Origin of the sequence: Pseudomonas sp. NFACC51, from assembly GCF_900103575.1 — a bacterium.
Taxonomy (GTDB): Bacteria; Pseudomonadota; Gammaproteobacteria; order Pseudomonadales; family Pseudomonadaceae; genus Aquipseudomonas; species Aquipseudomonas fluorescens_Q.
The window spans coordinates 117,546-143,046 of record NZ_FMXH01000015.1; the positions used below are offsets into that span (position 1 = coordinate 117,546).

At 60.0% G+C, this 25,501-nt stretch carries 22 protein-coding genes, 4 tRNA genes and 2 pseudogenes; 22 read left to right on the forward strand and 6 right to left on the reverse strand.

Annotated elements, in window-relative coordinates; genetic code table 11:
- Positions 1–8 precede the first annotated feature (8 nt).
- The 18 genes from leuD to BLT00_RS25005 all read left to right on the forward strand — a co-directional run bounded on the left by leuD (position 9) and on the right by BLT00_RS25005 (position 17,639).
- Complete coding sequence (gene leuD / locus BLT00_RS24920) at positions 9–653, forward strand: 3-isopropylmalate dehydratase small subunit (protein ID WP_003203864.1); 645 nt, start codon at positions 9–11, stop codon at positions 651–653.
- 138 nt (positions 654–791) lie between these two features.
- Positions 792–1,556: a class I SAM-dependent methyltransferase gene (locus BLT00_RS24925; RefSeq protein WP_092149272.1), complete on the forward strand. Its 765-nt coding sequence runs from the start codon at positions 792–794 to the stop codon at positions 1,554–1,556.
- 62 nt (positions 1,557–1,618) lie between these two features.
- A complete protein-coding gene (gene leuB, locus BLT00_RS24930; protein ID WP_063320312.1) occupies positions 1,619–2,701 on the forward strand; it encodes a 3-isopropylmalate dehydrogenase in 1,083 nt (360 codons plus the stop codon).
- A gap of 54 nt (positions 2,702–2,755) precedes the next feature.
- Positions 2,756–3,868, forward strand: coding sequence for an aspartate-semialdehyde dehydrogenase (gene asd, locus BLT00_RS24935; protein ID WP_063320313.1), 1,113 nt, complete (start codon positions 2,756–2,758; stop codon positions 3,866–3,868).
- 153 nt (positions 3,869–4,021) lie between these two features.
- A complete protein-coding gene (locus BLT00_RS24940; protein WP_092149275.1) occupies positions 4,022–5,032 on the forward strand; it encodes an aspartate-semialdehyde dehydrogenase in 1,011 nt (336 codons plus the stop codon).
- 210 nt (positions 5,033–5,242) lie between these two features.
- Positions 5,243–7,837: a FimV/HubP family polar landmark protein gene (locus BLT00_RS24945; RefSeq protein ID WP_092149278.1), complete on the forward strand. Its 2,595-nt coding sequence runs from the start codon at positions 5,243–5,245 to the stop codon at positions 7,835–7,837.
- Between the two features lie 371 nt (positions 7,838–8,208).
- Positions 8,209–9,033 (forward strand): tRNA pseudouridine(38-40) synthase TruA, encoded by an 825-nt coding sequence (truA, locus tag BLT00_RS24950; protein WP_092149344.1) that lies wholly within the window; start codon positions 8,209–8,211, stop codon positions 9,031–9,033.
- Positions 9,034–9,096: 63 nt separating this feature from the next.
- The gene (locus BLT00_RS24955; protein ID WP_092149281.1) at positions 9,097–9,729 is read left to right on the forward strand and encodes a phosphoribosylanthranilate isomerase; all 633 of its coding nucleotides are present in this window, start codon (positions 9,097–9,099) and stop codon (positions 9,727–9,729) included.
- Positions 9,730–9,981: 252 nt separating this feature from the next.
- Positions 9,982–10,902 (forward strand): acetyl-CoA carboxylase, carboxyltransferase subunit beta, encoded by a 921-nt coding sequence (accD, locus tag BLT00_RS24960; protein WP_058546590.1) that lies wholly within the window; start codon positions 9,982–9,984, stop codon positions 10,900–10,902.
- On the forward strand, positions 10,899–12,206 hold the full coding sequence (folC, locus tag BLT00_RS24965; protein WP_092149284.1) for a bifunctional tetrahydrofolate synthase/dihydrofolate synthase: 1,308 nt from the start codon (positions 10,899–10,901) through the stop codon (positions 12,204–12,206). The genes accD and folC overlap by 4 nt, the downstream gene beginning before the upstream one ends.
- Positions 12,190–12,864 carry an SPOR domain-containing protein gene (locus BLT00_RS24970; RefSeq protein WP_092149287.1) on the forward strand — a complete coding sequence of 225 codons (675 nt, stop codon included), beginning with the start codon at positions 12,190–12,192 and terminating at the stop codon, positions 12,862–12,864. Before folC ends, BLT00_RS24970 begins: the two co-directional genes overlap by 17 nt.
- A gap of 89 nt (positions 12,865–12,953) precedes the next feature.
- Positions 12,954–13,514, forward strand: a complete 561-nt coding sequence (locus BLT00_RS24975; RefSeq protein WP_030142022.1) for a CvpA family protein — start codon at positions 12,954–12,956, stop codon at positions 13,512–13,514.
- 41 nt (positions 13,515–13,555) lie between these two features.
- Positions 13,556–15,061: an amidophosphoribosyltransferase gene (gene purF / locus BLT00_RS24980; protein ID WP_003203840.1), complete on the forward strand. Its 1,506-nt coding sequence runs from the start codon at positions 13,556–13,558 to the stop codon at positions 15,059–15,061.
- Positions 15,062–15,119: 58 nt separating this feature from the next.
- Positions 15,120–16,331 carry an O-succinylhomoserine sulfhydrylase gene (locus tag BLT00_RS24985; protein ID WP_063320320.1) on the forward strand — a complete coding sequence of 404 codons (1,212 nt, stop codon included), beginning with the start codon at positions 15,120–15,122 and terminating at the stop codon, positions 16,329–16,331.
- Positions 16,328–17,101, forward strand: a complete 774-nt coding sequence (locus tag BLT00_RS24990) for an SDR family oxidoreductase (protein WP_092149289.1) — start codon at positions 16,328–16,330, stop codon at positions 17,099–17,101. The genes BLT00_RS24985 and BLT00_RS24990 overlap by 4 nt, the downstream gene beginning before the upstream one ends.
- A 161-nt stretch (positions 17,102–17,262) precedes the next feature.
- Positions 17,263–17,338 (forward strand) — tRNA-Val (locus BLT00_RS24995).
- Positions 17,339–17,396: 58 nt separating this feature from the next.
- A tRNA-Asp gene (locus tag BLT00_RS25000) sits at positions 17,397–17,473 on the forward strand.
- An 89-nt stretch (positions 17,474–17,562) separates the two neighbouring features.
- Positions 17,563–17,639: transfer RNA gene (locus tag BLT00_RS25005), tRNA-Asp, on the forward strand.
- 193 nt (positions 17,640–17,832) lie between these two features.
- On the opposite strand, the gene BLT00_RS25010 is transcribed toward BLT00_RS25005, so the two are convergent.
- On the reverse strand, positions 17,833–19,116 hold the full coding sequence (locus tag BLT00_RS25010) for an NAD(P)/FAD-dependent oxidoreductase (RefSeq protein WP_092149292.1): 1,284 nt from the start codon (positions 19,114–19,116) through the stop codon (positions 17,833–17,835).
- Between the two features lie 183 nt (positions 19,117–19,299).
- On the opposite strand from BLT00_RS25010, the gene BLT00_RS25015 reads away from it, so the two are divergent.
- Together BLT00_RS25015 and BLT00_RS25020 are read left to right on the forward strand one after the other, a co-directional pair.
- Positions 19,300–19,376: transfer RNA gene (locus BLT00_RS25015), tRNA-Val, on the forward strand.
- 86 nt (positions 19,377–19,462) lie between these two features.
- Positions 19,463–20,107 carry a hypothetical protein gene (locus BLT00_RS25020; protein WP_092149295.1) on the forward strand — a complete coding sequence of 215 codons (645 nt, stop codon included), beginning with the start codon at positions 19,463–19,465 and terminating at the stop codon, positions 20,105–20,107.
- A 455-nt stretch (positions 20,108–20,562) separates the two neighbouring features.
- On the opposite strand, the pseudogene BLT00_RS25025 reads toward BLT00_RS25020, so the two are convergent.
- Positions 20,563–20,979 (reverse strand): annotated as a pseudogene (locus tag BLT00_RS25025) (type II toxin-antitoxin system HicB family antitoxin); the annotation flags it as partial.
- A gap of 543 nt (positions 20,980–21,522) precedes the next feature.
- Positions 21,523–22,392, reverse strand: a complete 870-nt coding sequence (locus BLT00_RS25035; RefSeq protein WP_092149301.1) for an AraC family transcriptional regulator — start codon at positions 22,390–22,392, stop codon at positions 21,523–21,525.
- A gap of 326 nt (positions 22,393–22,718) precedes the next feature.
- On the opposite strand from BLT00_RS25035, the gene BLT00_RS25040 reads away from it, so the two are divergent.
- Positions 22,719–22,991, forward strand: coding sequence for a hypothetical protein (locus BLT00_RS25040; protein ID WP_092149346.1), 273 nt, complete (start codon positions 22,719–22,721; stop codon positions 22,989–22,991).
- A 128-nt stretch (positions 22,992–23,119) separates the two neighbouring features.
- On the opposite strand, the gene BLT00_RS25045 is transcribed toward BLT00_RS25040, so the two are convergent.
- Entirely contained in the window at positions 23,120–23,428 is a 309-nt protein-coding gene (locus tag BLT00_RS25045) for an addiction module antidote protein (RefSeq protein ID WP_038858737.1), read from the reverse strand.
- Positions 23,429–23,430: 2 nt separating this feature from the next.
- A pseudogene (locus BLT00_RS25050) lies at positions 23,431–23,723 on the reverse strand (type II toxin-antitoxin system RelE/ParE family toxin).
- Positions 23,724–23,985: 262 nt separating this feature from the next.
- On the opposite strand from BLT00_RS25050, the gene BLT00_RS25055 reads away from it, so the two are divergent.
- Positions 23,986–24,531 (forward strand): DUF4410 domain-containing protein, encoded by a 546-nt coding sequence (locus BLT00_RS25055; RefSeq protein ID WP_092149304.1) that lies wholly within the window; start codon positions 23,986–23,988, stop codon positions 24,529–24,531.
- 175 nt (positions 24,532–24,706) lie between these two features.
- On the opposite strand, the gene BLT00_RS31525 is transcribed toward BLT00_RS25055, so the two are convergent.
- Positions 24,707–25,372, reverse strand: coding sequence for a hypothetical protein (locus BLT00_RS31525; protein ID WP_139199635.1), 666 nt, complete (start codon positions 25,370–25,372; stop codon positions 24,707–24,709).
- Positions 25,373–25,501 lie beyond the last annotated feature (129 nt).

Genomic DNA, 25,501 nt, shown 5'->3' on the forward strand with positions numbered 1-25,501 from the left:
AGCGCAGCATGAAAGCTTTTACCCAGCACACCGGTCTTGTCGCGCCTTTGGATCGTGCCAACGTCGACACCGACCAGATCATTCCCAAGCAGTTCCTGAAGTCCATCAAGCGCACCGGCTTCGGCCCGAACCTGTTCGACGAGTGGCGCTACCTGGATGTCGGCCAGCCGTACCAGGACAACTCCAAGCGCCCATTGAACAAGGATTTCGTGCTCAACGCCGAGCGTTACCAAGGCGCCAGCGTGCTGCTGGCCCGTGAGAACTTCGGCTGCGGCTCGAGCCGTGAGCATGCGCCATGGGCCCTGGAAGAGTACGGTTTCCGCAGCATCATCGCGCCGAGCTATGCCGACATTTTCTTCAACAACAGCTTCAAGAACGGTTTGCTGCCGATCATCCTCAGCGATGCTGACGTGGATGAGCTGTTCCAGCAGGTCGAGGCCAACCCGGGCTATCAGTTGCAGATCGACCTGGCCGCCCAGACCGTGACCCGTCCCGACGGCAAGGTGCTGGGTTTCGAGATCGACGCGTTCCGCAAGCATTGCCTGCTCAACGGCCTGGACGATATCGGCCTGACTTTGCAGGACGGCGAGGCGATTGCTGCGTTCGAGGCCAAGCATCGGGCGAGCCAGCCTTGGTTGTTTCGCGATGCTTGATTTTGCGTAAGGCGTAAAGACACCATCGCGAGCAAGCTCGCTCCCACATTGGATTTGCGGCGTTCACAAAGCCCCCGTGGGAGCGAGCTTGCTCGCGATGGGGCCGGCCCAGGCAAGACAAAACCACAAGGACATCCCATGACCAGCACCGCCCACAGTCAGGTTGTACAAAAGCAATTCGGTGAACAGGCCTCGGCCTATCTGAGCAGTGCCGTGCACGCCCAGGGTGCTGAATTCGCGCTGCTACAAGCTGCATTGGCCGGTCGTGGCGATGCCCGGGTGCTGGACCTGGGGTGCGGTGCCGGCCATGTGAGTTTCCACGTGGCGCCCCTGGCCGGTGAAGTGGTGGCCTATGATTTGTCCCAGCAGATGCTCGACGTGGTTGCCACGGCGGCTGCCGAGCGTGGCTTGGGTAATATCGGCACGGTACGGGGCGCCGCCGAGCACCTGCCGTTCGCCGACGCTGAGTTCGACTTCGTGTTCAGCCGCTATTCGGCGCATCATTGGAGCGATCTGGGCCCGGCCCTGCGCGAAGTACGCCGGGTGCTCAAGCCGGGCGGGGTGGCGGCGTTCATCGACGTCCTGTCGCCTGGCATGCCGTTGCTGGACACGTACCTGCAAAGCGTCGAAGTGCTGCGTGACACCAGCCATGTGCGCGATTATTCGGCCGGTGAGTGGTTGCGGCAGGTCAGCGAGGCGGGGCTGCACACCCGCAGTACTTCGCGTCAGCGCCTGCGCCTGGAGTACCGCTCATGGGTCGAGCGCATGCGCACCCCCGAGGTGATGCGGGCGGCGATTCTCGAGCTGCAGCGCTCGATGGGCGACGAAGTGCGTGAATATTTTCAGATTGAGGCCGATGGTTCGTTCAGTACAGATGTACTGGTGCTGTGGGCCGAGCGATAGCATTTTTCCCGGCCCGCCAGGGACACAAAGCCTGGCGCGCCGATAGCGCAAACGAGGAACGCATGAGCAAGCAGATTCTGATTCTCCCCGGTGACGGTATTGGCCCGGAAATCATGGCCGAAGCGGTCAAGGTCCTGGAGCTGGCCAACGATAAGTATGGCCTTGGCTTCGAACTCAGCCACGACGTGATCGGCGGCGCCGCCATCGACAAGCACGGCGTGCCCCTGGCCGATGAAACCCTGGACCGTGCCCGTGCAGCCGATGCCGTGCTGTTGGGTGCCGTGGGCGGCCCGAAGTGGGACAAGATCGAACGCGACATCCGTCCTGAGCGCGGCCTGCTGAAGATTCGCGCGCAACTGGGCCTGTTCGGCAACCTGCGTCCGGCGATTCTTTATCCGCAACTGGCCGATGCGTCGAGCCTGAAGCCGGAAATCGTCTCGGGCCTGGACATCCTCATCGTCCGCGAGTTGACCGGTGGTATCTACTTCGGCGCCCCGCGTGGCACCCGTGAGCTGGAAAATGGCGAGCGCCAGGCCTATGACACCCTGCCGTACAGCGAAAGCGAAATCCGCCGTATCGCCCGGGTCGGCTTCGACATGGCTCGCGTGCGTGGCAAGAAGCTGTGCTCGGTGGACAAGGCCAACGTACTGGCTTCCAGCCAACTGTGGCGTGAAGTGGTCGAGCAGGTGGCCAAGGATTACCCGGACATCGAACTGAGCCACATGTACGTCGACAACGCCGCCATGCAACTGGTGCGTGCGCCGAAGCAGTTCGACGTGATCGTCACCGACAACATGTTCGGCGACATCCTGTCCGACGAAGCGTCGATGCTCACTGGCTCCATCGGCATGCTGCCGTCGGCCTCCCTGGATGCCAACAACAAGGGCATGTACGAGCCGTGCCACGGTTCGGCGCCGGACATCGCCGGACAGGGCATTGCCAACCCATTGGCGACCATCCTGTCGGTGTCGATGATGCTGCGCTACAGCTTCAACTTGAACGATGCCGCCGACGCGATCGAAAAAGCCGTCAGTGTGGTCCTGGACCAAGGCTTGCGCACCGGTGACATCTGGTCGCAAGGTTGTACCAAAGTCGGTACGCAGCAAATGGGCGATGCAGTAGTCGCCGCGCTGCGGAATCTGTAATCTTTCGGGCCCACCGCTCCGACGGTGGCCCACTTTTGTATAGGTGTAGTTGCGATGAAACGTGTAGGTCTGATCGGTTGGCGCGGCATGGTCGGTTCCGTGCTCATGCAGCGAATGCTGGAAGAGCAGGATTTCGATCTCATTGAGCCGGTGTTTTTCACCACTTCCAATGTCGGTGGCCAGGGCCCGTCCGTGGGCAAGGACATCGGTGCGCTCAAGGATGCCTACAGCATCGAAGAGCTCAAGACCCTCGACGTGATCCTGACCTGCCAGGGTGGCGACTACACCAGCGAAGTCTTCCCCAAGCTGCGTGAAGCCGGCTGGCAGGGTTACTGGATCGACGCCGCCTCCAGCCTGCGCATGCAGGACGACGCGGTGATCATCCTCGACCCGGTGAACCGCAAGGTCATCGACCAGCAGTTGGACGCGGGCACCAAGAACTACATCGGCGGCAACTGCACCGTCAGCCTGATGCTGATGGGCCTGGGCGGCCTGTTCGAAGCGGGTCTGGTGGAATGGATGAGCGCCATGACCTACCAGGCGGCGTCCGGTGCCGGCGCGCAGAACATGCGTGAGCTGATCAAGCAGATGGGCGCCACCCACGCCGCCGTCGCCGATGACCTGGCCAACCCGGCCAGCGCCATCCTCGACATCGACCGCAAGGTCGCCGAGGCGATGCGCAGCGATGCCTACCCGACCGAGAACTTCGGCGTACCGCTGGCCGGCAGCCTGATCCCCTGGATCGACAAGGAACTGCCTAACGGCCAGAGCCGCGAAGAGTGGAAGGCCCAGGCCGAAACCAACAAGATCCTGGGTCGCTTCAAGAGCCCGATCCCGGTGGACGGCATCTGCGTGCGCATCGGCGCCATGCGCTGCCACAGCCAGGCGCTGACCATCAAGCTGAACAAAGACGTGCCGATCGCCGACATCGAAGGGCTGATCAGCCAGCACAACCCTTGGGTCAAGCTGGTACCGAACAACCGCGAAATCAGCATGCAGGAGCTGAGCCCGACCAAGGTCACCGGCACCCTGAACGTACCGGTCGGTCGTCTGCGCAAACTGAACATGGGTTCGCAGTTCGTCGGTGCCTTCACCGTCGGCGACCAACTGCTGTGGGGCGCGGCCGAACCGCTGCGTCGCATGCTGCGGATCCTGCTCGAACGTTGATCGATTGCTGCTGTGAAAGAACCCGTGCCTTGTGAGAGGTGCGGGTTTTTTTATCTCGGTCGGGTGAGTGCCACAGGTTCTCTTGTGTTCAATTGCTTGCCCGCCAGCCACCCGGTAAAGTGCCGCTCCCCACGTTTTACCTGAGGTAGACCCATGAGCCAGTCCTTTGATATTGCCGTGATCGGCGCCACCGGTACTGTCGGCGAAACCCTCGTGCAGATTCTCGAAGAGCGGGACTTCCCGGTCGGCAACCTGCACCTGCTGGCCAGCAGCGAATCGGCAGGCAGCTCGGTGATGTTCCGCGGCAAAAACGTGCGGGTGCGCGAAGTCGACGAGTTCGATTTCAGCAAGGTCCAACTGGTGTTCTTCGCCGCTGGTCCGGCAGTGACCCTGAGTTTCGCCCCGCGGGCCACGGCGGCTGGCTGTGCGCTGATCGACCTGTCCGGGGCCTTGCCGCCTGAACAGGCCCCGCAGATCGTGCCGGAAGCCAATGCCCAGATGCTCGCCGGCTTGGGCAAGCCGTTGCAGGTCAGCAGCCCCAGCGCTTCGGCCACGGCCTTGGCGGTGGTGCTGGCGCCGCTGCGCGAATGCCTGGACTTGCAGCGCATCAGCCTGACCGCGAGCCTCGCTGTGTCGGCCCAGGGCCGCGTGGCGGTGAGCGAATTGGCGCGCCAGACCGCCGAGCTGCTCAACGCCCGTCCGCTGGAGCCGAAATTCTTTGATCGACAGATGGCGTTCAACCTGCTGGCTCAGGTCGGCACCCCTGACGAGCAGGGTCATACGCAACTGGAAAAGCGCCTGGTCCGCGAGTTGCGCCAGCTGCTGAATCAACCTTTGTTAAAGATTTCCGTAACTTGCATTCAAGCCCCGGTGTTTTTTGGCGATAGCTTTAGCGTGACTGTGCAGTCTGCGAGTCCCATCGACCTGGTCAAGGTCAACGCGGCGTTGGAAGCGGCACCCGGTATCGAGTTGGTGGATGCGGGCGATTATCCGACGGCGGTGGGCGATGCGGTGGGGCAGGATGTGGTCTACGTTGGTCGTGTGCGCGGTGGGATCGACGATCCGGCGGAACTAAATATGTGGCTGACGTCAGATAACGTGCGCAAGGGCGCGGCACTCAATGCCGTGCAGGTGGCTGAGTTGTTGATAAAAGACTTGCTGTAAAAGATACTTGGCATCAATTTGTCGAATGATTCTAGCTGGGCGCTATGCTTGGTCGGAGTGCTGAAGGCGAACATCCCTCTGGGCGACTTTCCCGGGGCATGAGTGAAATGATCGCGCGCACCGTCGCATCGGGGCTGCGCGCAATGCCTTACGGCAGCGGCATCAATACCTTCTCGCTGGCCGAGGAATGTTCAAACAAAGGAAGAGGCTATGGTTCAAGTTCGCAAACTGGTGTTAGCAATAGCGGCCGCCTCGGCGCTGTCCTCCGGTATGGCGCAAGCGCTCGGGCTCGGGGAATTGACCCTGAAGTCGACGCCGAACCAGCCTCTGGTCGCCGAGATCGAGTTGCTCGACGTCCAGCAACTGACCGCTGCCGAAGTCGTGCCGAGCCTGGCCTCGCCCGATGACTTCGCCAAGGCCGGCGTCGACCGCCAGGCCTTTCTCAACGACCTGAGCTTCACCCCGGTGATCAACGCCAATGGCAAGAGCGTCTTGCGGGTAACGTCCAGCCGGCCGCTGTCTGAACCGATGGTCAAGTTCCTGGTGCAGGTGATGTGGCCCAACGGCCGTCTGCTGCGCGACTACAGCGTATTGCTCGATCCTTCCAAATTCTCGCCACAGGCCGCTGACGCGGCCCGGGCGAAACCGCCCCAGGTCGTGGCCACGCCGGTCACCGGGGCCACCAAGCCTTCCCAATACACCACCACGCCGCGCGATACCCTGTGGGAAATCGCCGCCAAGGTGCGTAATGGTGGGTCGGTCCAGCAAACCATGCTTGCGATCCAGGCGTTGAACCCGAACGCATTCATCAACGGCAACATCAACCTGCTCAAGACCGGTCAGGTCTTGCGCCTGCCCGACCCGGTGCAAAGCACTGCACTGCCGCAACCCCAGGCCATCGCTGAAGTGGCTGCGCAGAACGCCGCCTGGCGCTCGGGTCGCCGTGGCGTGGCGGGTGCTGGCAAGCAGCAGTTGGATGCCACCAAGCGTGGCCGTGGCGAAGGCGCGCCGGCGCAGGCTGCCGGTCGCGACAACTTGAGCCTGGTGTCGGCCGACTCGGCGAAGGCGGGCGGCAAGGGCAAGGGCGCTGCCGGTGATGCCCAGGCGCTTAGCAACAAGCTTGCAGTCACCCAGGAAAGCCTCGACTCGGCTCGCCGGGATAACGAAGAACTGAAAAGTCGCATGGCAGATCTGCAGAGCCAACTGGACAAACTGCAGCGCCTGATCGAGCTGAAGAACAACCAACTGGCCAAGATGCAGGCCGAAGGTGCCGCCGTTCCTCCTGCTGGCGAGGCACCTCCTGCAATGTCCGCAGAGTTGACCCCTGCGCCAGCGGCACAGGCCCCGACGGCTGCGCCTGCGCCAGAGGCGGCCCCGGAAGCGACGCCGCCTGCCGCTCCGGTCGAGCCGACGCCTGCCGCGTCCAACGAACAAAAATACAATGACCTGCTGACCAACCCGATCCTGCTGGGATTGATTGGCGGCGGCGCGGTGCTCCTGCTGTTGCTGCTGTTGTTGCTCGCCCGTCGCCGCAAGGCTCAACAGGAAGCGGAAAAGCATTTGCGCATGGCTCGAGCCCTTGAGGAGGAGGCTGACTTCTCCCCGGAGCTCGATCTGCCCCCGAGCAGCTTCGAGGGCATTGATGTTCCACCGCCAAGCGTGAAACTCGAGCCAAAACCCGCGCCTGCCCCTGCGCCAGTACCCAAGCCGGCTCCGGTGGTCGCGCCTGTGGTGGTCACACCGCCTATCGCGGCGCCATTGGTGGCTCCGGCTGCCGAGCGCTCCGACGACGTGCTGCCCCAGGCCCAGTCCCATATCGACCGCGGTCGCTTGAACCAGGCCGCTGACTTGCTTGAGCAAGGCATCAAGGCCGAGCCTCAGCGCAGCGACCTGCGCCTGAAGCTGATGGAAGTCTACGGTCAGCAGGGCGACCGCGACGCTTTCGTCGCCCAAGAACGCCAATTGGTGGCCAATGGCGAGAATTTCGCCCAGGTCGAACAGCTGAAAAGCCGTTTCCCGGCCATGGTGGTCGCCACCGCCGCAGGCTTGGCCGCCGCGACCGTGGCAGCAGAGCTGGACGCGCAGTACGTCAAGGACCTGCTGGAAGACAAGACGCCGACCGACGAGGAGTTGGACAACGCTTTCGACCTGAGCCTGGATGACCTGGAAGCGACCCCGGTTGCGCCGGCGCCAGAGCCTGTCGCTGAGCTGGACGCGTTCCCGGAAGATGACGACCTGAGTTTCGAGTCGGTGCTCAAGCAGCAGACTGAAGCCAACGAAAGCCTGGACGACCTGTCGGAATTCGACCTGGACCTGGGCGCCGAGGCGCCGACGCCGGTTGCGGCGCTCGACGATGAAGACTTCCTGCTGGACTTGGACGACGACCTCAAGGGCCTGGATCTGCCTGCAACTGAAACGCCAGCCTTGGCCGACATCCCAGCCGACGATCTCGAACTGCCAGCGGATTTCGATCTGTCCCTGTCTGACGAAATGGACGCGCACGATGCGCCCAAGGATGCCTTCGAGTCCGAGCTGGACGATGTGAACGCCGAGCTGGATCGCCTGTCCGACAGCCTGGGCCAGCCGACGTTTACCGCCGAAGATGCCTTGGTCGGCGCCGAGGACGAACCGGACTTCGACTTCCTTAGCGGTACCGATGAAGTGGCGACCAAGCTCGATCTGGCCCAGGCCTACATCGACATGGGCGACAACGACGGTGCCCGCGACATCCTCGGCGAAGTCCTCAGCGAAGGCGACGCCACCCAGAAGAGCGAAGCGCAGGAGATGTTGTCGCGCCTGGCGTGAATCAGCGGTTATAAAAAAACGGCAGCCGGTGAGGCTGCCGTTTTTTTTGCGGGTGATTCACACCGCTCTTGGTGGCGAGGGAGCTTGCTCCCGCTGGGCTGCGAAGCAGACCCTCTCCATGGTGCGTCGAGCACTTTTGCGAGCGCTGCGCACTCGAGCGGGAGCAAGCTCCCTCGCCACAAAGGCTTGTCTTGGTCTGGAAAGTCACCTGAGCCTCTGTGGGAGCGAGCTTGCTCGCGATAGCGCCAGCCCATTCAACACAGGATCACCCGCCGGACTGGCATCCCAAGCCATCGGCCTTATAATGCCCGCCTTTGCGTACCTCAGCAGGCTGTAATTCCTTGGCAAACATAGACAACCCGGCCGCCGAAATGGCGGCCGACGGCTTTTTCCGGATCGCCTTGGGCGTTGAATACAAAGGCTCGCGCTATCGTGGCTGGCAGCGCCAGGCTTCCGGTGTATTGACGGTGCAGGAAACCCTCGAAAACGCCCTGTCCAAAGTCGCCGACTCGCCCGTGTCGCTGCATTGCGCCGGCCGTACCGATGCCGGCGTGCATGCTTGCGGCCAGGTGGTGCATTTCGACACCCAGGTCGAGCGTTCGATGAAGGCCTGGGTGATGGGCGCCAACATCAACTTGCCCCACGACGTCAGCGTCAGTTGGGCGAAGGTGATGCCGGCGCATTTCCATGCACGCTTCAAGGCCATCGCCCGGCGTTATCGCTACGTGATCTACAACGATCAGATCCGCCCGGCGCACCTGAACGAAGAAATCACCTGGAATCACCGCCCGCTGGACGTCGAGCGTATGGCCGAGGCCGCGCAATACCTGATCGGTGTCCATGATTTCAGCGCCTTCCGTGCCGGCCAGTGCCAGGCCAAATCGCCGATCAAGGAGTTGCATCACCTGCGCGTGACCCGTCACGGCAAGATGATCGTGCTCGACATCCGCGCCAGCGCGTTCCTGCATCACATGGTGCGCAACATTGCCGGCGTGCTGATGACCATTGGTGCTGGTGAACGGCCGGTGGAGTGGATCAAGGAAGTGCTCGACAGTCGTGTCCGTCGCTCCGGTGGCGTCACCGCGCACCCGTTTGGCTTGTACCTGGTACAGGTCGAATATCGCGATGAATTCGAGCTGCCGGAGCGTTACATCGGGCCACATTTCCTCACGGGCTTCTCGGAACTCGACGGCTGACGCCCTCCGCAGCATTTGCTACCATCCGGGACTTTCACGGATTTGCCTGAGGTTTTACCCACCATGCCGGTCGTTCGCAGCAAGATTTGCGGGATTACCCGCGTCGAGGACGCGTTGGCGGCTGTCGAGGCCGGGGCCGATGCTATCGGGCTGGTGTTTTACGCCAAGAGCCCGCGCGCGGTGACGGTGCAGCAGGCGAGAGCGATTATCCAGGCCTTGCCGCCGTTCGTGACGCCCGTGGGCCTGTTCGTCAATGCCAGTCGTTGCGAGTTGGGCGAAATACTTGATGCGGTGCCGCTGGGCTTGTTGCAGTTTCATGGCGACGAGCCCCCGGCCGATTGCGAAGGCTGGCATCGCCCGTACATCAAGGCGTTGCGGGTCAAGGCCGGGGATGACATCGCCGCCAGTTGCGCAGCGTTCGCCAGTGCCAGCGGCATTTTGCTGGACACCTATGTGGAAGGCGTTCCCGGAGGGACCGGCGAAGCGTTCGATTGGTCGCTGGTGCCCCAAGGCCTGGACAAGCCGATCATCCTGGCTGGTGGCCTGACCGTGGACAACGTGGCCCAGGCCATTCGCCAGGTTCGCCCTTACGCGGTGGACGTGAGCGGAGGTGTGGAGCAGAGCAAGGGCATCAAGGACCCTGCAAAGATTCGTGCATTCATGGCCGCTGTGCGCAGCAGCCAGTCGTCAATGTGACGGCTGGCAGACTGCCGCCGTCCATACCTGCACTGTACAAAGCAGGCCGGTGCCGCCTCCGGGTGGGCCGATAGCGAAGTGGTAGCCGCCGTGCGGTTGCCGGGATGGCTGAGGAAGGTTGGGTTGCACGCAGGTCATGTTTTGCACTGACCGTGGCGGCCCCTCGACTCGCCGCACAATGAATTTAGCTCAAGGGCATACGCGGGGCCGCGAACCAAAGCGTTCGGGCCGCCGGTACTGGAGAAAGAAAGCATGAGCAACTGGTTGGTAGACAAACTGATCCCTTCGATCATGCGTTCCGAGGTGAAGAAAAGCTCGGTGCCTGAAGGTCTGTGGCACAAATGTCCATCCTGCGAAGCGGTGCTGTACCGCCCCGAGCTGGAAAAGACCCTGGACGTTTGCCCCAAGTGCAACCATCACATGCGCATCAGTGCGCGTGCCCGTATCGACATTTTCCTCGATGCAGAAGGCCGTGTTGAGCTGGGTGCCGACCTGGAGCCAGTGGACCGTCTGAAATTCCGCGACGGCAAGAAGTACAAGGATCGCCTGACCGCTGCCCAGAAGCAGACCGGCGAAAAAGATGCGCTGATATCCATGAGTGGCACCCTGCTGGGCATGCCGGTGGTGGTATCGGCCTTCGAATTTTCCTTCATGGGCGGGTCCATGGGTGCCATTGTCGGTGAGCGCTTCGTTCGTGCCGCCAACTACGCTCTGGAAAACCGTTGCCCGATGATCTGCTTCGCCGCTTCCGGCGGTGCGCGGATGCAGGAAGCGCTGATCTCCCTGATGCAAATGGCCAAGACCTCCGCGGTGCTGGCGCGTCTGCGCGAAGAAGGCATTCCGTTCATCTCGGTGCTGACCGACCCGGTCTACGGTGGCGTTTCCGCCAGTCTGGCCATGTTGGGCGACGTGATCGTCGGCGAGCCGAAAGCCTTGATCGGCTTCGCTGGCCCGCGCGTGATCGAGCAGACCGTGCGTGAAAAACTGCCGGAAGGCTTCCAGCGCAGTGAGTTCCTGCTGGAGCACGGCGCTATCGACATGATCATCCATCGTCAGGAGTTGCGTCCGCGCCTGGGCAACCTGCTGGCGCAACTGATGGGGCTGCCGACGCCGAAATTCGTCGCCGCACCGATCGAGCCGATCGTGGTTCCGCCAGTGCCTGCCGGACTATGACCCAACGCACCCTGGGCGACTGGCTTGCCTACCTCGAGCAGTTGCATCCATCGGCCATCGACATGGGGCTGGAGCGCTCGCAAGCGGTAGCGTCCCGGATGGGGCTGTCCAAGCCGGCGCCCCGGGTCATCACTGTTACTGGCACCAACGGCAAGGGTTCGACCTGCGCCTTCGTGGCTTCGCTGCTGCGGGCCCAGGGCCTGAGCGTCGGTGTCTACAGCTCGCCGCACCTGCTGCGCTACAACGAGCGGGTGCAAGTGAACGGCGTCGAAGCCACTGACGTCCAGCTGTGCGAAGCCTTTGCCGCGGTGGAAGCCGGGCGAGGCGATACAACCCTCACGTATTTCGAGATGGGCACCCTGGCGGCGTTCTGGTTGTTTGCCCGTGTCGGTCTCGATGCGGTTGTACTGGAGGTCGGCCTGGGCGGACGGCTGGATACGGTCAACCTGGTGGACGCCGACATTGCACTGGTCACCAGCATTGGTGTGGACCATGCCGATTACCTGGGCGATACCCGCGAATCCGTGGCCTTCGAGAAGGCCGGCATCTTTCGCCAGGGCGCGCCTGCGCTTTGCGGCGATCTCAATCCCCCCCAGCCGTTGCTGGACAAGGTGCGCGAATTGAGCTGCCCGTTCTTTCTACGCGGGCGGGATTTCGACCTGGCGATGACCGAGCAGCATTGGCAATGGCGCGGCAGCGACTTGCAGGGCAATCCAGTGGAGTTGCACGATCTGCCCTTGCTGGACCTGCCGATGGAAAACGCCGCGCTGGCGCTCCAGGCCTACCTGTTGCTGGGCTTGCCATGGGATGCCGGGCAAATCGTCCAGGCGCTGCAGGCGACCCGTGTGGTCGGGCGCCTCGATCGTCGTCAGTTCGACTGGCAAGGCAAGCGTCTGAACCTGTTGCTGGATGTCGGCCATAACCCCCATGCGGCGCAGTACCTGGCCGAGCGCCTGGCACGGCGACCCGTGGTGGGGCAGCGCCTGGCGGTGTTCGGGCTACTGGCCGACAAGGATCTGGATGGCGTTGTCGAGGCGTTGGGTGCTAGTGTCCAGCATTGGGCGGTGACGCCACTGGATTCGCCGCGCTCGCGTACCGCGGCGCAGTTGCAGGAAGCCTTGCAGCGCCATGGCGCTTCAGTGCAGGCCTACGCTAGCGTGGCCGCCGCGCTGGAAGGGCAGTGCGCCCTGGCGACGGCCGATGATGAAATCCTGCTGTTCGGATCATTTTTTTGTGTTGCCGAGGCCCTTCAATGGTTGGCCCGGCGCTCCACGGAGGAGGCTGCAGATGGCATTGCTGGATAAGGCGTACAAGCAGCGCATGGTCGGGGCCCTGGTGTTGGTGGCCCTGGCGGTGATTTTCCTGCCGATGCTGTTTTCCCGTCAGGACGAGCAACGCCAGGTCACGGTCGACGCGCCGGCCGCGCCCCAGGCGCCTTCGGTGCCGCCGGTGCAAGTCGAGCCAGTGGCGGTGCCCGAGCCCCAGGCGTTGCCTCAGGAACCTGTCCCGAGCGACGAGGAATTGGCCGAGCAATCGGCGCCGTCGATGCCGATTGCGCCTGCGCCCGCAACGCCAGCGCCTGCCGCACCGACCAAGCCGTCAGTCGCTCCGGCTCCAGCTCCCGTTCCGGCCGCTCCAGCGGTCAAACCTGCCCCAAGCCAGCCGATTACCGCCGCCACGACCAAGCCTGACACCGCGCAGAGCCGCGTGGATGCCAATGGCCTGTCGGTCAGCTGGTCGGTGCAGCTGGCCAGCCTGACCAGTCGCGAAAGTGCCGAGAACTTGCAGAAAACCCTGCGCAGCCAGGGCTACAACGCCTACATCCGTTCCGCCGATGGCAAGAACCGGGTGTTTGTCGGGCCGCTGATCGAGCGCGCCGAAGCCGATCGCCTGCGTGATCTGCTCAGCCGCCAGCAGAACCTCAAGGGTTTTGTGGTGCGCTTCCAGCCAGAGCGCGGCTGACAGCGATTTGGCTGATTTGAATCGTGCAGCTTACCGACAGCCCTGCGCTCTGCTAAAATGCGCCGCCTTATCCGTCTGTAGGCTGCACCGTGCCATTTACCTGGGTTGACTGGGCGATCGTTGCGATCGTCGCCATCTCCGCATTGATCAGTCTGAGTCGCGGCTTCGTCAAGGAAGCCCTCTCGCTGCTGACCTGGATCATCGCGGGAGTCGTAGCCTGGATGTTTGGTGGTTCGCTGTCCCAGTACCTCGCCGGATACATCGAAACTCCGTCGGCTCGCGTGATCGCGGGCTGTGCCATCTTGTTTATCGCCACCTTGCTGGTTGGCGCAATGATCAATTATCTGATCGGCGAACTGATTCGCGTCACCGGGCTTTCCGGGACGGACCGGTTCCTGGGCATGGCCTTTGGCGCGGCGCGTGGCGCGTTGCTGGTGGTCGTGGCCGTCGGGCTCTTGAGCCTGGGGCCGGTACAGCAGGATACGTGGTGGCAGGAGTCCCGGCTCGTGCCACAATTTCTATTGGTCGCAGACTGGTCCAAAAACCTGATCCTGGGTTGGAGTAGTCAGTGGCTTGCCAGCGGTATCAGCGTACCCGCTGAAATACCGTTCAAGGAACACCTCTTGCCGACGGCCAAAACGCCGCAGTAAGTGTTGTTCAGTTCAGATCCATTAAGTAGGGGTTGCGTCGCATGTGTGGCATCGTCGGTATCGTCGGTAAGTCGAACGTCAATCAGGCGCTGTATGACGCGCTAACCGTGCTCCAGCACCGCGGCCAGGACGCTGCCGGTATCGTGACCAGCCATGACGGCCGGTTATTCCTGCGCAAGGACAACGGCCTGGTGCGTGATGTGTTCCACCAGCGCCACATGCAGCGCCTGGTCGGCCACATGGGTATCGGCCACGTGCGCTACCCGACCGCGGGCAGCTCGACGTCGGCTGAAGCCCAGCCGTTCTACGTCAACTCGCCGTACGGCATCACCCTGGCGCACAACGGCAACCTGACCAACGTCGAGCAACTGGCCAAGGAGATCTACGAATCTGACTTGCGCCACGTCAACACCAATTCCGACTCGGAAGTGATGCTCAACGTGTTCGCCCACGAGCTGGCCCAGCGCGGCAAGCTGCAGCCGACCGAAGAAGACGTATTTGCCGCCGTGACCGACGTGCACAACCGTTGCGTGGGCGGCTACGCGGTGGTGGCAATGATCACCGGCTACGGCATCGTCGGTTTCCGCGATCCCCACGGCATCCGTCCGATCGTGTTCGGCCAGCGCCACACCGATGAAGGCGTCGAATACATGATTGCCTCCGAAAGCGTGTCCCTGGACGTGCTGGGCTTCACCCTGATTCGCGACCTGGCCCCGGGCGAAGCGGTCTACATCACTGAAGACGGCAAGCTGCACACCCGTCAGTGCGCGACCAACCCGTCCTTGACCCCGTGCATCTTCGAACACGTCTACCTGGCGCGTCCGGACTCGATCATCGATGGCGTCTCGGTCTACAAGGCCCGCCTGCGCATGGGTGAGAAACTCGCCGACAAGATCCTGCGCGAGCGTCCGGACCATGACATCGACGTGGTCATCCCGATCCCGGACACCAGCCGCACCGCGGCCCTGGAACTGGCGAACCACCTGGGCGTCAAGTTCCGCGAAGGCTTCGTGAAGAACCGCTACATTGGCCGGACCTTCATCATGCCAGGCCAGGCTGCACGAAAAAAATCCGTACGCCAGAAGCTCAACGCCATCGAACTGGAGTTCCGCGGCAAGAACGTGATGCTGGTGGACGACTCCATCGTCCGTGGCACCACGTGCAAGCAGATCATTCAGATGGCCCGTGAAGCCGGCGCCAAGAACGTGTATTTCTGCTCTGCGGCCCCGGCCGTGCGCTACCCTAACGTCTACGGCATCGACATGCCGAGTGCCCATGAGCTGATCGCTCATAACCGTACCACCCAGGATGTGGCCGACCTGATCGGCGCCGACTGGTTGATCTACCAGGACCTGCCGGACCTGATCGAAGCGGTCGGTGGCGGCAAGATCAAGATCGAGCACTTCGATTGCGCGGTATTCGACGGCAAGTACGTCACCGGCGACATCGACGAGGCCTACCTGAACAAGATCGAGAACGCACGTAACGATGCGTCCAAGGCCAAGACTCAGGCGGTCAGCGCGATCATCGATCTGTACAACAATTGATTAACCAACCGGCCCTGAGGGGCCGGTTTGCGTTTAAACCGATTTCAGGAGTGACAGCATGAGTCAGGATTGGGATGCCGGTCGGCTGGACAGCGACCTTGAAGGCGTAGCGTTCGATACCCTGGCGGTTCGCGCGGGTCAGCACCGTACACCGGAAGCCGAACATGGCGATCCGATGTTTTTTACCTCCAGCTACGTGTTCCGTACCGCTGCCGATGCAGCCGCACGGTTTGCCGGCGAAGTGCCGGGCAACGTTTACTCGCGCTACACCAACCCGACCGTGCGGGCCTTCGAGGAGCGCATCGCCGCCCTGGAGGGCGCCGAGCAAGCGGTGGCCACTGCCACCGGCATGGCCGCGATCATGGCCGTGGTGATGAGCCTGTGCAGCGCTGGCGACCACGTGCTGGTGTCGCGCAGCGTCTTCGGCTCGACCATCAGCCTGTTCGAAAAGTACTTCAAGCGCTTTGGCGTGGAAGTCGATTACGTGCCCCTGGCGGACCTGTCTGCTTGGGATGCGGCAATCAAGGCCAATACCAAGCTGCTGTTCGTCGAGTCGCCTTCCAACCCTCTGGCCGAGCTGGTGGACATCGCCGCGCTGGCGGAAATCGCCCACGCCAAGGGCGCCATGCTGGTGGTCGATAACTGCTTCTGTACCCCGGCGCTGCAACAGCCACTGAAAATGGGCGCGGACATGGTGGTGCATTCGGCCACCAAGTTCATCGACGGCCAGGGTCGTTGCATGGGCGGCGTGGTGGCCGGTCGTGGCGAACAAATGAAAGAAGTCGTGGGCTTCCTGCGTACCGCCGGGCCAACCCTCAGCCCGTTCAACGCCTGGATCTTCCTCAAGGGCCTGGAAACCCTGGGTCTGCGCATGAAAGCCCATTGCGCCAATGCCCAGGCCCTGGCCGAGTGGCTGGAGCAGCAGGATGGCATCGAGAAGGTGCATTACGCCGGCCTCAAGAGCCATCCGCAGCATGACCTGGCCTTGCGTCAGCAACGCGGTTTCGGCGCGGTGGTGAGCTTTGAGGTCAAGGGGGGCAAGGAGGGTGCCTGGCGCTTCATCGACGCGACCCGGTTGATTTCCATCACCGCCAACCTGGGTGACAGCAAGACCACCATCACCCACCCGAGCACCACGTCCCACGGTCGCCTGTCGCCCCAGGAGCGTGAATCGGCGGGTATTCGTGACAGCTTGATCCGCGTTGCGGTCGGCCTGGAAGACGTGGCTGACCTGCAAGCCGACCTGGCCCGCGGGTTGGCGGCCTTGTGATCGAGCTGGCAACGCCACCGAGCGGCACTCATGGCCGGGTTGCCCTGGTTACGGGCGCCGCACGGGGCATCGGCCTGGGCATCGCTGCCTGGCTGATCTGTGAAGGCTGGCAGGTGGTGCTGACCGACCTGGATCGCGAACGCGGTTCCAAGGTGGCGAAGACCCTGGGCGACAATGCCTGGTTCATTGCCATGGACGTGGCGGACGAGGCGCAGGTCGCCACCGGTATCGCCGAGGTGCTTGGGCAGTTCGGGCGGCTCGACGCGCTGGTGTGCAACGCGGCCATCGCCGACCCGCACAACATCACCCTGGAAAGCCTGGACCTGACTTATTGGAATCGGGTCCTGGCGGTGAACCTGGGTGGGCCGATGCTGCTGGCCAAGCACTGCGCGCCGTATCTGCGCGCTCACAACGGCGCCATCGTCAACCTGGCTTCGACCCGCGCTGCGCAATCGGAACCTGACACCGAAGCCTATGCGGCGAGCAAGGGCGGCTTGCTGGCCCTGACTCATGCCCTGGCCATCAGCCTCGGGCCGGAGATCCGGGTGAACGCCGTCAGCCCTGGCTGGATCGACGCGCGCGATCCATCACAGCGTCGTGCGCAGCCGCTGACCGACGCCGATCACGCCCAGCATCCAGCGGGCAGGGTAGGCACGGTAGAGGACGTGGCGGCGATGGTGGCGTGGCTGTTGTCGCGCAACGCCGGTTTTGTCACGGGGCAGGAGTTCGTGGTGGACGGCGGCATGACCAAGAAAATGATTTATGAGTGAGGAGCAGCTGCAAGTGGCGAGCTGCAAGCGACTATGCGGTGTTGGTGCTTCTGACTTGTAGCTTGAAGCTTGCCGCTCGAAGCTGTTTTTGAAAAAAACCCAACCCTGCTATTGACTTAGCTTCGGTACCTGCGTAAATTTCGCGGCCTCAACGAAGCAAAGGGTGATTAGCTCAGCTGGGAGAGCGTCTGCCTTACAAGCAGAATGTCGGCGGTTCGATCCCGTCATCACCCACCATGTTTTACGAGAGTTTTGCGAAAGCAAGACGGAAGCTGTCAAAAGCCTCCACCGACGCGCAGCGGTAGTTCAGTCGGTTAGAATACCGGCCTGTCACGCCGGGGGTCGCGGGTTCGAGTCCCGTCCGCTGCGCCATATTTTCCGAAGCAGGTTCGCCTGGTTCGAGATCCAAGCTCAAAGGGTTGGGTCAGACGAGTTAACTGGACGCAAGTCCATAGCGATACGCAGCGGTAGTTCAGTCGGTTAGAATACCGGCCTGTCACGCCGGGGGTCGCGGGTTCGAGTCCCGTCCGCTGCGCCATATCTGCTTTGAGGCCCACTGAACGCCTTGAAGCTAAGAAGAAAGCTGCAAAGCTACTTCTAATCGATAGCAAAGACCCTGGTCGAAAGACCGGGGTTTTTTGTTTTTGGTGTACTGCAATCCATATGTTGGATGCTGTGGCGAGGGAGCTTGCTCCCGCTGGGCTGCGAAGCAGCCCTTGGTGTTGGTGGCTTCAGAACCCCAATTTATCCCGCAACCCGTAATACCAAGCCCCCAACGCCGCAAAAGGCGTACGCAACAACTGACCGCCAGGGAAAGGGTAGTGAGGCAGGTCCGCAAACGCATCAAAACGCTCAGCCTGACCCCGTAGCGCCTCAGCCAGAACCTTGCCCGCCAGATGCGTATACGTCACGCCATGGCCGCTGCAGCCCTGGGAATAATAAATGTTATCCCCCAGCCGCCCGACCTGTGGAAGACGCGACAGCGTCAGCAGGAAATTTCCGGTCCAGGCGTAATCGATCTTCACATCCTTGAGCTGCGGGAATGCCTTGAGCATCTTGGGGCGAATGATTGCCTCAATGTTCGCCGGATCCCTCGCGCCATATACCACGCCGCCCCCGAAGATCAGGCGCTTGTCGCCGGTCAGGCGGTAGTAATCGAGCAGGTAGTTGCAATCTTCGACGCAATAATCCTGGGGCAGCAGGCTATGAGCCAGTTCATCGCCCAACGGCTCGGTGGCGATCACCTGCGTGCCGCAAGGCATGGACTTGGCCGCCAACTCTGGCACCAGATTGCCCAGGTAAGCATTGCCCGCCACGATAATGAACTTGGCCCTGACCTTGCCCTGTGGCGTATGCACAACCGGGCTGGCACCACGCTCGATGCGCACCGCTGGCGATTGCTCATAAATTACCCCACCCAGCGACTCCACCGCCGCCGCTTCGCCCAGCGCCAGGTTGAGCGGATGAATATGCCCGCCGCTCATATCGAGCATGCCGCCCACATACTCATCGCAAGCCACCACCTCGCGAATACGCCGCTGATCCAGCAACTCCAACTGGGTATGCCCGAAACGCTCCCATAAGCGCTTCTGCGACTCCAGGTGGCCCATCTGTTTAGCGGTGAGGGCGGCGAATACGCCGCCGTCCTTCAAATCACACTGAATCTGATACTTCGCCACCCGCTCACGAATGATCCGTCCACCCTCAAACGCCATGTTGCCCAGCAACTGCGCCTGCTGAGGGCCAACGCTGCGTTCGATCACATCAATATCGCGGCTATAACTGTTAACGATCTGCCCACCGTTGCGACCCGAAGCCCCAAAGCCGACCTTCGCCGCCTCAAGCACGGTGACTTTGAAACCGTTCTCCAGCAAAAACAGTGCAGAGGACAGGCCGGTGTAACCAGCGCCGATCACGCACACATCCGTCTCGACGTCATCCTGCAGGGTAGGGCGCGGAGGAGTGGGGTTGGCCGACGCGGCGTAATAGGACGCTGGATAGGATGTGTTCGCCATTCTGCAACCTCTGTTTTATATTTTTTACGAATGCAGCGATCCTACCCGAGATAAAAATCGGCCGCCAGCCACCGCCAAGTCTTCGTCGCATCGGCGAAATTAAATATTTTGCATATTCATAGGGTTAGGTGAAAAAAAGGTGTTGACACCCCTCCGGAATTCCGTAGAATGCCGCCTCACAGCAGGCACGTAGCTCAGTTGGTTAGAGCACCACCTTGACATGGTGGGGGTCGTTGGTTCGAGTCCAATCGCGCCTACCAAACAAAATCCGCTCTGCTGGGCGGTCTAGAAGGGTCAACCGAGAGGTTGGCCCTTTTTTGTTGGTTTTACACATAAGGACATGGTCATGCGGGTTGTCACTTCCGTCACTCTTCTTGCTTTAGCACTTGCGGGTTGCTCTGGGATACCTTCAGTTCCATACGAAGAGCCTGCTCAATCAGAGGGCGTGGCGCGTGTTCGCGTTATCACGAACTCCGATGTGTATGGAGACAGCATCGTCGGCAGTTGTGCGCCTGCTACCCGGCATAAGATGGCTGAAGCCGGACGTTTCGGGCAGGACGGTACGGCGAGCATCAACTATCCGCAGTATCCCCAGAAGTCGGCGAGCATTGGCATACCGAAAAGAGTTTGGCCCAGTCTTATCCAGTACGTCCCTGCAATTCGGATGGGGGAAGGGGCTTACAAAGAGGTCGTGACCGAGTATCGCGTCAGGACCGATCTGCCATTCCAAATTGCAACCCGAGGCGCGACCATTGCGGGCAATGGCAGCTCTTACCGGACCTGTGGTGATCAGGCGCTCGTTTACAAGCTGGAACCCGGGAAAGACTACGAAGCTGTGGTAGGGGTGGATAGCAGACCAAGCAAAGATGGCGAGCAAGCGCTGATTTGCATGTTGGCGGTTCTCGAACTTACCACTTTGCCTGGCTCTTCGATTGTGATTCCCCAAAAGCTGACGCCTGCTGCGCCTCCGCAGGTGGTCTGCAAAAACTGATAAGCACAGCCCGCCGTCGAGCGGGTTTTGCGTCTGGCAGAAACGAAAAAGCCCCGACTTGGATCGGGGCTTTTGCGTTGCGGCGGATAACGAGAGGCATAGGCGCCTCTACAGTAATCGGGGCCTTTTCGTTTTCAGCCACGCTGGGTTTTTTGTTGCTTCAAATCCTCGTCATGAGTAGGGCCCAGGTCTTCATGTTTCAGCCTCGCAAGGCTAAAAGCGTCCCAGCCAAAGTTGCTGAGGCGTTCAGAACTTTCACTGAGCCACCAGAACTTATCGTCGTCACCGTCTAGAACTACGGTTGCGAGCTTTGGTGGAACGGCGGCGTACTCCTGTGCCAGTCCAATTGGCAGGCTCAATTCATCCAAGCCTTTATTTGCAAGATGCACGAGGTAACGGGTGGCCGTCGGCTCTTGAATTTGGCGAATCAACAATCTGGTTGGGTTCTGGCTCATTACCTTGACATCAACGTAGAGTTCAAGAGCATCCAGGGCGCGCTCGACCTGATCCATTTTGGAGGTGTGAAGAAAGTCGACCAAGCGATCGCCTTGGGCCTGATGCACACCGAGCAGTCGGCACAAGTCGGCCTTTCGCATATCTCGCTCCATCATGGTGTTCCAAAGCGCGATCTTCGCCACGGTCACCGCAGGTAGATGAACAACGTGTTCGCCTTCCAGCGGGGCGGACGCCGGCGGAATCGAGCGGCGCTCATCGACGTAGATGGAGAGGGTGGATTCAATCCCGTCCAGGGCTTCGCGGATAGCGTGCTTCCGATCATCGCCGTAGCTGTTCAGCTCTGGCAGGTCGCGGCAGAACACGGCAACGCCCGGGGCGCTAACGTCCTGTTCGAATCGGATTGGATAGTCGTACATCGTCACTCCTTGGAGGTGAAGTCCAGTGCTCAGGCGTGGTGAAAGGGCTCTTCAGAGCCCAGTTGTTTAATGATCGCCTTACCGGTCGGTTCCGGCTTTTCCTTGGAACTGTGATCCGCGAGGTAGCCTTGTTGCCGTGGGAGGACTTTGAAGTGGCTTCCTTTGCCTGCTTCGAAGGCCATCCTTTGGGTCTTCAACCATCGTCTGAGCTCGCTGAGCTTCATCACTTCGCTTGGTTGCTTGGATGAGTCCACTCTACAACATTTCTGTGTTAATACAACACTTGTGTGTTGTTTGGTTCGAGCAGTGCCCGGGCCATGCAGGCCACTTTTATTCTGAAATGACGATGGACCCTACTGATCTCGGCACAGGCACAGCTACCTGGATGAACTGACGAGCAAAACGAGCATCGCGCAGACCAGCTGTTTGCAGTTGATGGATGTAAGCGGGTGCCTCTCAGCTGTGTTGCGTCGACCGGTTGAATCCACAACCCTGAACGGACATTCATCGACGTCAGTTCAGGGTCGAAAACTGCTTGCTCCGCTATTGCAGCGGAACATACACATCAGTTTGCCAGTGATCCTGCGGTGTCTCGGGATAGATGCTCAAGTAATGGAAGAACAGCGGCTGGTCACGAAGTTCTTCTCCACTGCCAGGAAGCCAATCGCGGTAAATCGGATAGATCGTTTCGCCGATGTGATCCGGTGACCCCTCATGTCGCGCCACGGCACAGCGACCGCCGGGAATGACGATTTCGCGCACGCCGAACTCATTCGGCGCCACGGCTTCGTGAATCTCGCCGCAGATTGCGAAGCGGAACGCTTGCGCGGGTGTCGTGTCGGGGTTGCCATAGGGAATGCCGAAGCTGCGACTCGACGCCACCGGCGACTGTCCGCTCTGCTTACGCCACTCGATGAACTTACGCACGCTCTCATTGACGAGCCCGGCGGGCCCACAGTGTTCAAATGCTGCGACCCTGACTTCAGGGAATTGCACGATTCGTATTTGCATGATGATAGTCCTGGAAAAATGAGGGATTGCGAACACCGCATTCCAGACCTGCCAGTTCGGCTCTTTCCTGAACGCACTCGGCGTCATACCGAACGCCCGCCTGAACGCCCTGCAAAAAGCCTCCGGACTTTCGAAGCCGGCACCGAGTGCGGCCTCCAGTACCGAGTGATCAGCAGCTGCGGCAAGGCGATGCGCCGCGCGTCGTAATCGCATCAGTTGCACATAACGTGAAACAGGCACGCCTACGAACGCGGTGAATTGTCGATGGAAGTGAAATGCCGAAAAGTTCGCCACATGGCTCAACGTATTCACCGACAGATCACCTTCGAGATTCTCATTAATGTAGGCGAGGACGGCGTTGAAGCGTTTTGCGTAAGCGAAGTTGGTCGACATGTCAGACACTTGGAAAAGGCTCCTGGAAGTACGGTCGGCAATAGAGTCGACTATAGCGCCGTGAACGCGCCTAGCCGCGTTTGCTCAAGGCACGTTTTGGGTTGGCACGTGCGATCGCTTCCAAGGCGATGTGAAGGTCGGGGGGGCATGTCAGGCGTTCACTTCTGGCCGTTCTCTGCCGGTGCTCACTGCTTCGTTTGCTGGTCAAGTCGAATGAGAAAGGAAAAAAGGATGAAAAAATTCTCAGCGCACAGATGGCGATTCGGGTTTGGCGACTCGATTGAATGAAGCGCAGAAGCTCCTGCTCCTAAATCAATTGAATGAAGGTACTGCTCATGCCCCGATACATGCCCATCACCGGCATCGACTGCATCCCCGCGACCCTGCTCATCGACACCGAAGCGCCTCTGGACGTCCTTTTCGAAACCGCCGATTACCGCATCCGCACGGTGACCCAAGTCTTGGAAAATATCGCGTTTCGCTCGGACATCAGCTCAGACACTGTGGTGCTGACTGATTTTTGTAAATTGCTGACCACATCGTTACGCGATGGTTGTGATGTCATGGATGTGATTGGAAGACGATTGCGGGCACAGGCGTCGGAATAATGAAGACGGGCGACTTATAAGCCGCCCCGTTTCATAAGAGGAGAACAGGGACAGACTACGATTATGAGACCGACCGATTTTACAAGCGAACTCAAAATCGTGGTTTGTCCCGGTGTCTAATCCGTTCGTCAGGCAGGTGAATGATTAGCTGCATGCCCAGGCTGCGCATGAAGATCAATGCCTAGCGCATGAATGACCTTGAGTACGGTGTCAAATCTCGGCTTTGATCCGGGTGCGAACGCCTTGTACAAGCTTTCTCGCCCCATGCCAGAGTCCTTGGCGATCTGCGCCATGCCGCGGGCCTTGGCGACATAGCCGATCGCTCGGAGAAACTCCTCGCTATCACCGTCAGCCAGCACTTGGGAAAGGTATTCACTGATGGCTTCGTCGCTATCGAGTAGTGCCGCCATGTCAAATGTCGTCAGGTGTTGGCTCATGTTCAAATCTCCTTTGCCAATTTCTTCGCTCGCCGGATATCAGCACTCTGTGAAGACTTGTCACCACCCGCCAGTAGCACGATGACCACTCCACCGCGCATGGTGAAATAGACCCGGTAGCCAGCGCCTACATCCACACGCAACTCTGAAATACCATCACCGACAGGTTTCACATCGCCCAGGTTCCTGCTGCGGCGCGATCAATGCGGCGGGCGATAGCGATTTTTGTTCGCAGATCACGGACCGATGAATGCCAAGCAGTGAACGTCTGCGTTTGCTGGATGAGATAATTCATGAGTGGGCCGTATCCAGTTGGATACTGGAAGTCAAGATGCTGATGCTGGTCGTCCCGGGGTGGTGGGGTAGGGAAGAAAATGGGGGCAGCCCATGACCTGTGAACTCAAACCATGGTCTGTCGCCAGTCTTTGCTGACCTCGTCCTTGCCTCGTAGCAGCGAAGTATTGGTGCTAAATTCTGCGCGTCCAGCCTGCGGGCCCATCTGGCTCGGCGGGATATTTAACGCCTCTCTCAACCGATTTTGTGGATATGGAAATTCAATGAGCACATCCAAGCTTTCGATTACGCTGTCCTGCGCTGCAGCTGTTTTGATGTTGAGCGGATGCGCTGCCTCTGTAAAAAGCGGCGGGACTGAAACGCTCGTCATTCAGGAGTCAGCCAAGCAGAACCTGGTCGTAAACTTTCAAGGCAATAGCAAGGTTCAACAAAACGAGGACTGGCCTCGCTTGAAACAAGAGTGGAATGACGCCCTGCACGTCGAAGCGACTCGCGCCGGCTACAGCCTTAAAGAGGCTCAGGCATCAAGCCTCGACGGCAAGGACGGTGTCGGTATCAAGATCAACGTGACCAATTTCCGTTACCTGACCCCAGGTGCTCGCTACGGAGCCGGGGTCATGGTGGGAAATGCGTGGGTCAATTCCAGTGCAGATTACTCGGACTTGAAATCGGGCCGCCTGATTGGAACTCGTACCTATGACACGTCGTCGTCGGCTTGGGAAGGTGTCATGTCGGCTATGACCAAAGAGCAGGTTCAGGCTATTTCTCAGGAAATCATCAGTGATATCAAGAGCGCAAAAGCCAAGTAATGCGATCCTGGCTAATCAGCGGCGATGACCGGGGCGGTGTCAATCTGATGCACGCCGCTGTTGATCTTTCGGAAAGCGGATAGGTAACAGGGAAAACGGGGACAGGTCACGATTATGAGATTCAGATGAATTCAAAATCGTGGTCTGTTCTAGTTTTTAGTGCGTGGCTAGTCCTCTATTCTAGTTTTTCAATGTCTCCGTTTGAAGTTTTGAAGTAGCTTATTATATCTTTCGGTTGCAAGCCGGAGATTATTTTCATATCGTTGAGGCTGTTGAAATGAAAAAGCTTTAGTTCTTCTGCGTATGTGGCGACAATGGTTTCGTCATTTTCAAGGTGGCATACATACATGTTATGAAATGGGGGGCGCGTTTCGGGCCAGTCATGGGGCTTGGTGGTGGTGGATGGTATTGGGCCAGCGAACGTTTGATCGTTTCCTGATTTGAAGTCTTCAGTTAGATTTCCTGTATAGAATTCTAGGTGGCCGATAACGTACTCTATTTTTCGAGTGCGAGGTGATGCGGACGGAAAGTGATAAAAGTCGTTAAAGTCTCGGACTAGACAAGAGCCCGTGTCGCTGTAGTTTCTTGCGGCCTGGTTCCCCTTGAAAACTTTCCATGATTCCCAGTAGGTTATAGTTTTGTTTGGGGTTTTTTCTATAAAGACTTTGTCTACCAATGAGAATTCTCTTGTTGTAATGGTGACTTTTTGTACTAGATATCCATCTGATGTGGGGTTGTTAATGGCAAATGAGCATTTCCAACTTACATCTCTTCCTTGTGTTCTGCTAGGCAAGTCCAGAGAAACTATTGCGATTCTAGGTTTGTCTTTCATCAATTCCATATGTGCGATCTCCAGGAGGTATTACTTTTCGGACTCCAAGAACCTTAGCTGACTCATGGTTGAACGCCTGATCACCGGTGGAGTAGACCAAGGCTCCAGTATGATCGATACCACGACAGGTCACGAACG

Excerpts from the sequence above, each read along its gene's own strand:
- BLT00_RS24985 (WP_063320320.1), top strand. The coding sequence starts at position 15,120 with ATGAGTCAGGATTGGGATGCCGGTCGGCTGGACAGCGACCTTGAAGGC.
- BLT00_RS25045 (WP_038858737.1), bottom strand. The coding sequence starts at position 23,428 with ATGAGCCAACACCTGACGACATTTGACATGGCGGCACTACTCGATAGC.
- leuB (WP_063320312.1), top strand. The coding sequence starts at position 1,619 with ATGAGCAAGCAGATTCTGATTCTCCCCGGTGACGGTATTGGCCCGGAA.
- BLT00_RS24925 (WP_092149272.1), top strand. The coding sequence starts at position 792 with ATGACCAGCACCGCCCACAGTCAGGTTGTACAAAAGCAATTCGGTGAA.
- BLT00_RS25020 (WP_092149295.1), top strand. The coding sequence starts at position 19,463 with ATGCGGGTTGTCACTTCCGTCACTCTTCTTGCTTTAGCACTTGCGGGT.
- accD (WP_058546590.1), top strand. The coding sequence starts at position 9,982 with ATGAGCAACTGGTTGGTAGACAAACTGATCCCTTCGATCATGCGTTCC.
- purF (WP_003203840.1), top strand. The coding sequence starts at position 13,556 with ATGTGTGGCATCGTCGGTATCGTCGGTAAGTCGAACGTCAATCAGGCG.
- BLT00_RS24940 (WP_092149275.1), top strand. The coding sequence starts at position 4,022 with ATGAGCCAGTCCTTTGATATTGCCGTGATCGGCGCCACCGGTACTGTC.
- asd (WP_063320313.1), top strand. The coding sequence starts at position 2,756 with ATGAAACGTGTAGGTCTGATCGGTTGGCGCGGCATGGTCGGTTCCGTG.
- truA (WP_092149344.1), top strand. The coding sequence starts at position 8,209 with ATGGCGGCCGACGGCTTTTTCCGGATCGCCTTGGGCGTTGAATACAAA.
- folC (WP_092149284.1), top strand. The coding sequence starts at position 10,899 with ATGACCCAACGCACCCTGGGCGACTGGCTTGCCTACCTCGAGCAGTTG.
- BLT00_RS31525 (WP_139199635.1), bottom strand. The coding sequence starts at position 25,372 with ATGGAATTGATGAAAGACAAACCTAGAATCGCAATAGTTTCTCTGGAC.
- BLT00_RS25055 (WP_092149304.1), top strand. The coding sequence starts at position 23,986 with ATGAGCACATCCAAGCTTTCGATTACGCTGTCCTGCGCTGCAGCTGTT.
- BLT00_RS24955 (WP_092149281.1), top strand. The coding sequence starts at position 9,097 with ATGCCGGTCGTTCGCAGCAAGATTTGCGGGATTACCCGCGTCGAGGAC.
- leuD (WP_003203864.1), top strand. The coding sequence starts at position 9 with ATGAAAGCTTTTACCCAGCACACCGGTCTTGTCGCGCCTTTGGATCGT.
- BLT00_RS25010 (WP_092149292.1), bottom strand. The coding sequence starts at position 19,116 with ATGGCGAACACATCCTATCCAGCGTCCTATTACGCCGCGTCGGCCAAC.
- BLT00_RS24945 (WP_092149278.1), top strand. The coding sequence starts at position 5,243 with ATGGTTCAAGTTCGCAAACTGGTGTTAGCAATAGCGGCCGCCTCGGCG.
- BLT00_RS24970 (WP_092149287.1), top strand. The coding sequence starts at position 12,190 with ATGGCATTGCTGGATAAGGCGTACAAGCAGCGCATGGTCGGGGCCCTG.
- BLT00_RS25040 (WP_092149346.1), top strand. The coding sequence starts at position 22,719 with ATGCCCCGATACATGCCCATCACCGGCATCGACTGCATCCCCGCGACC.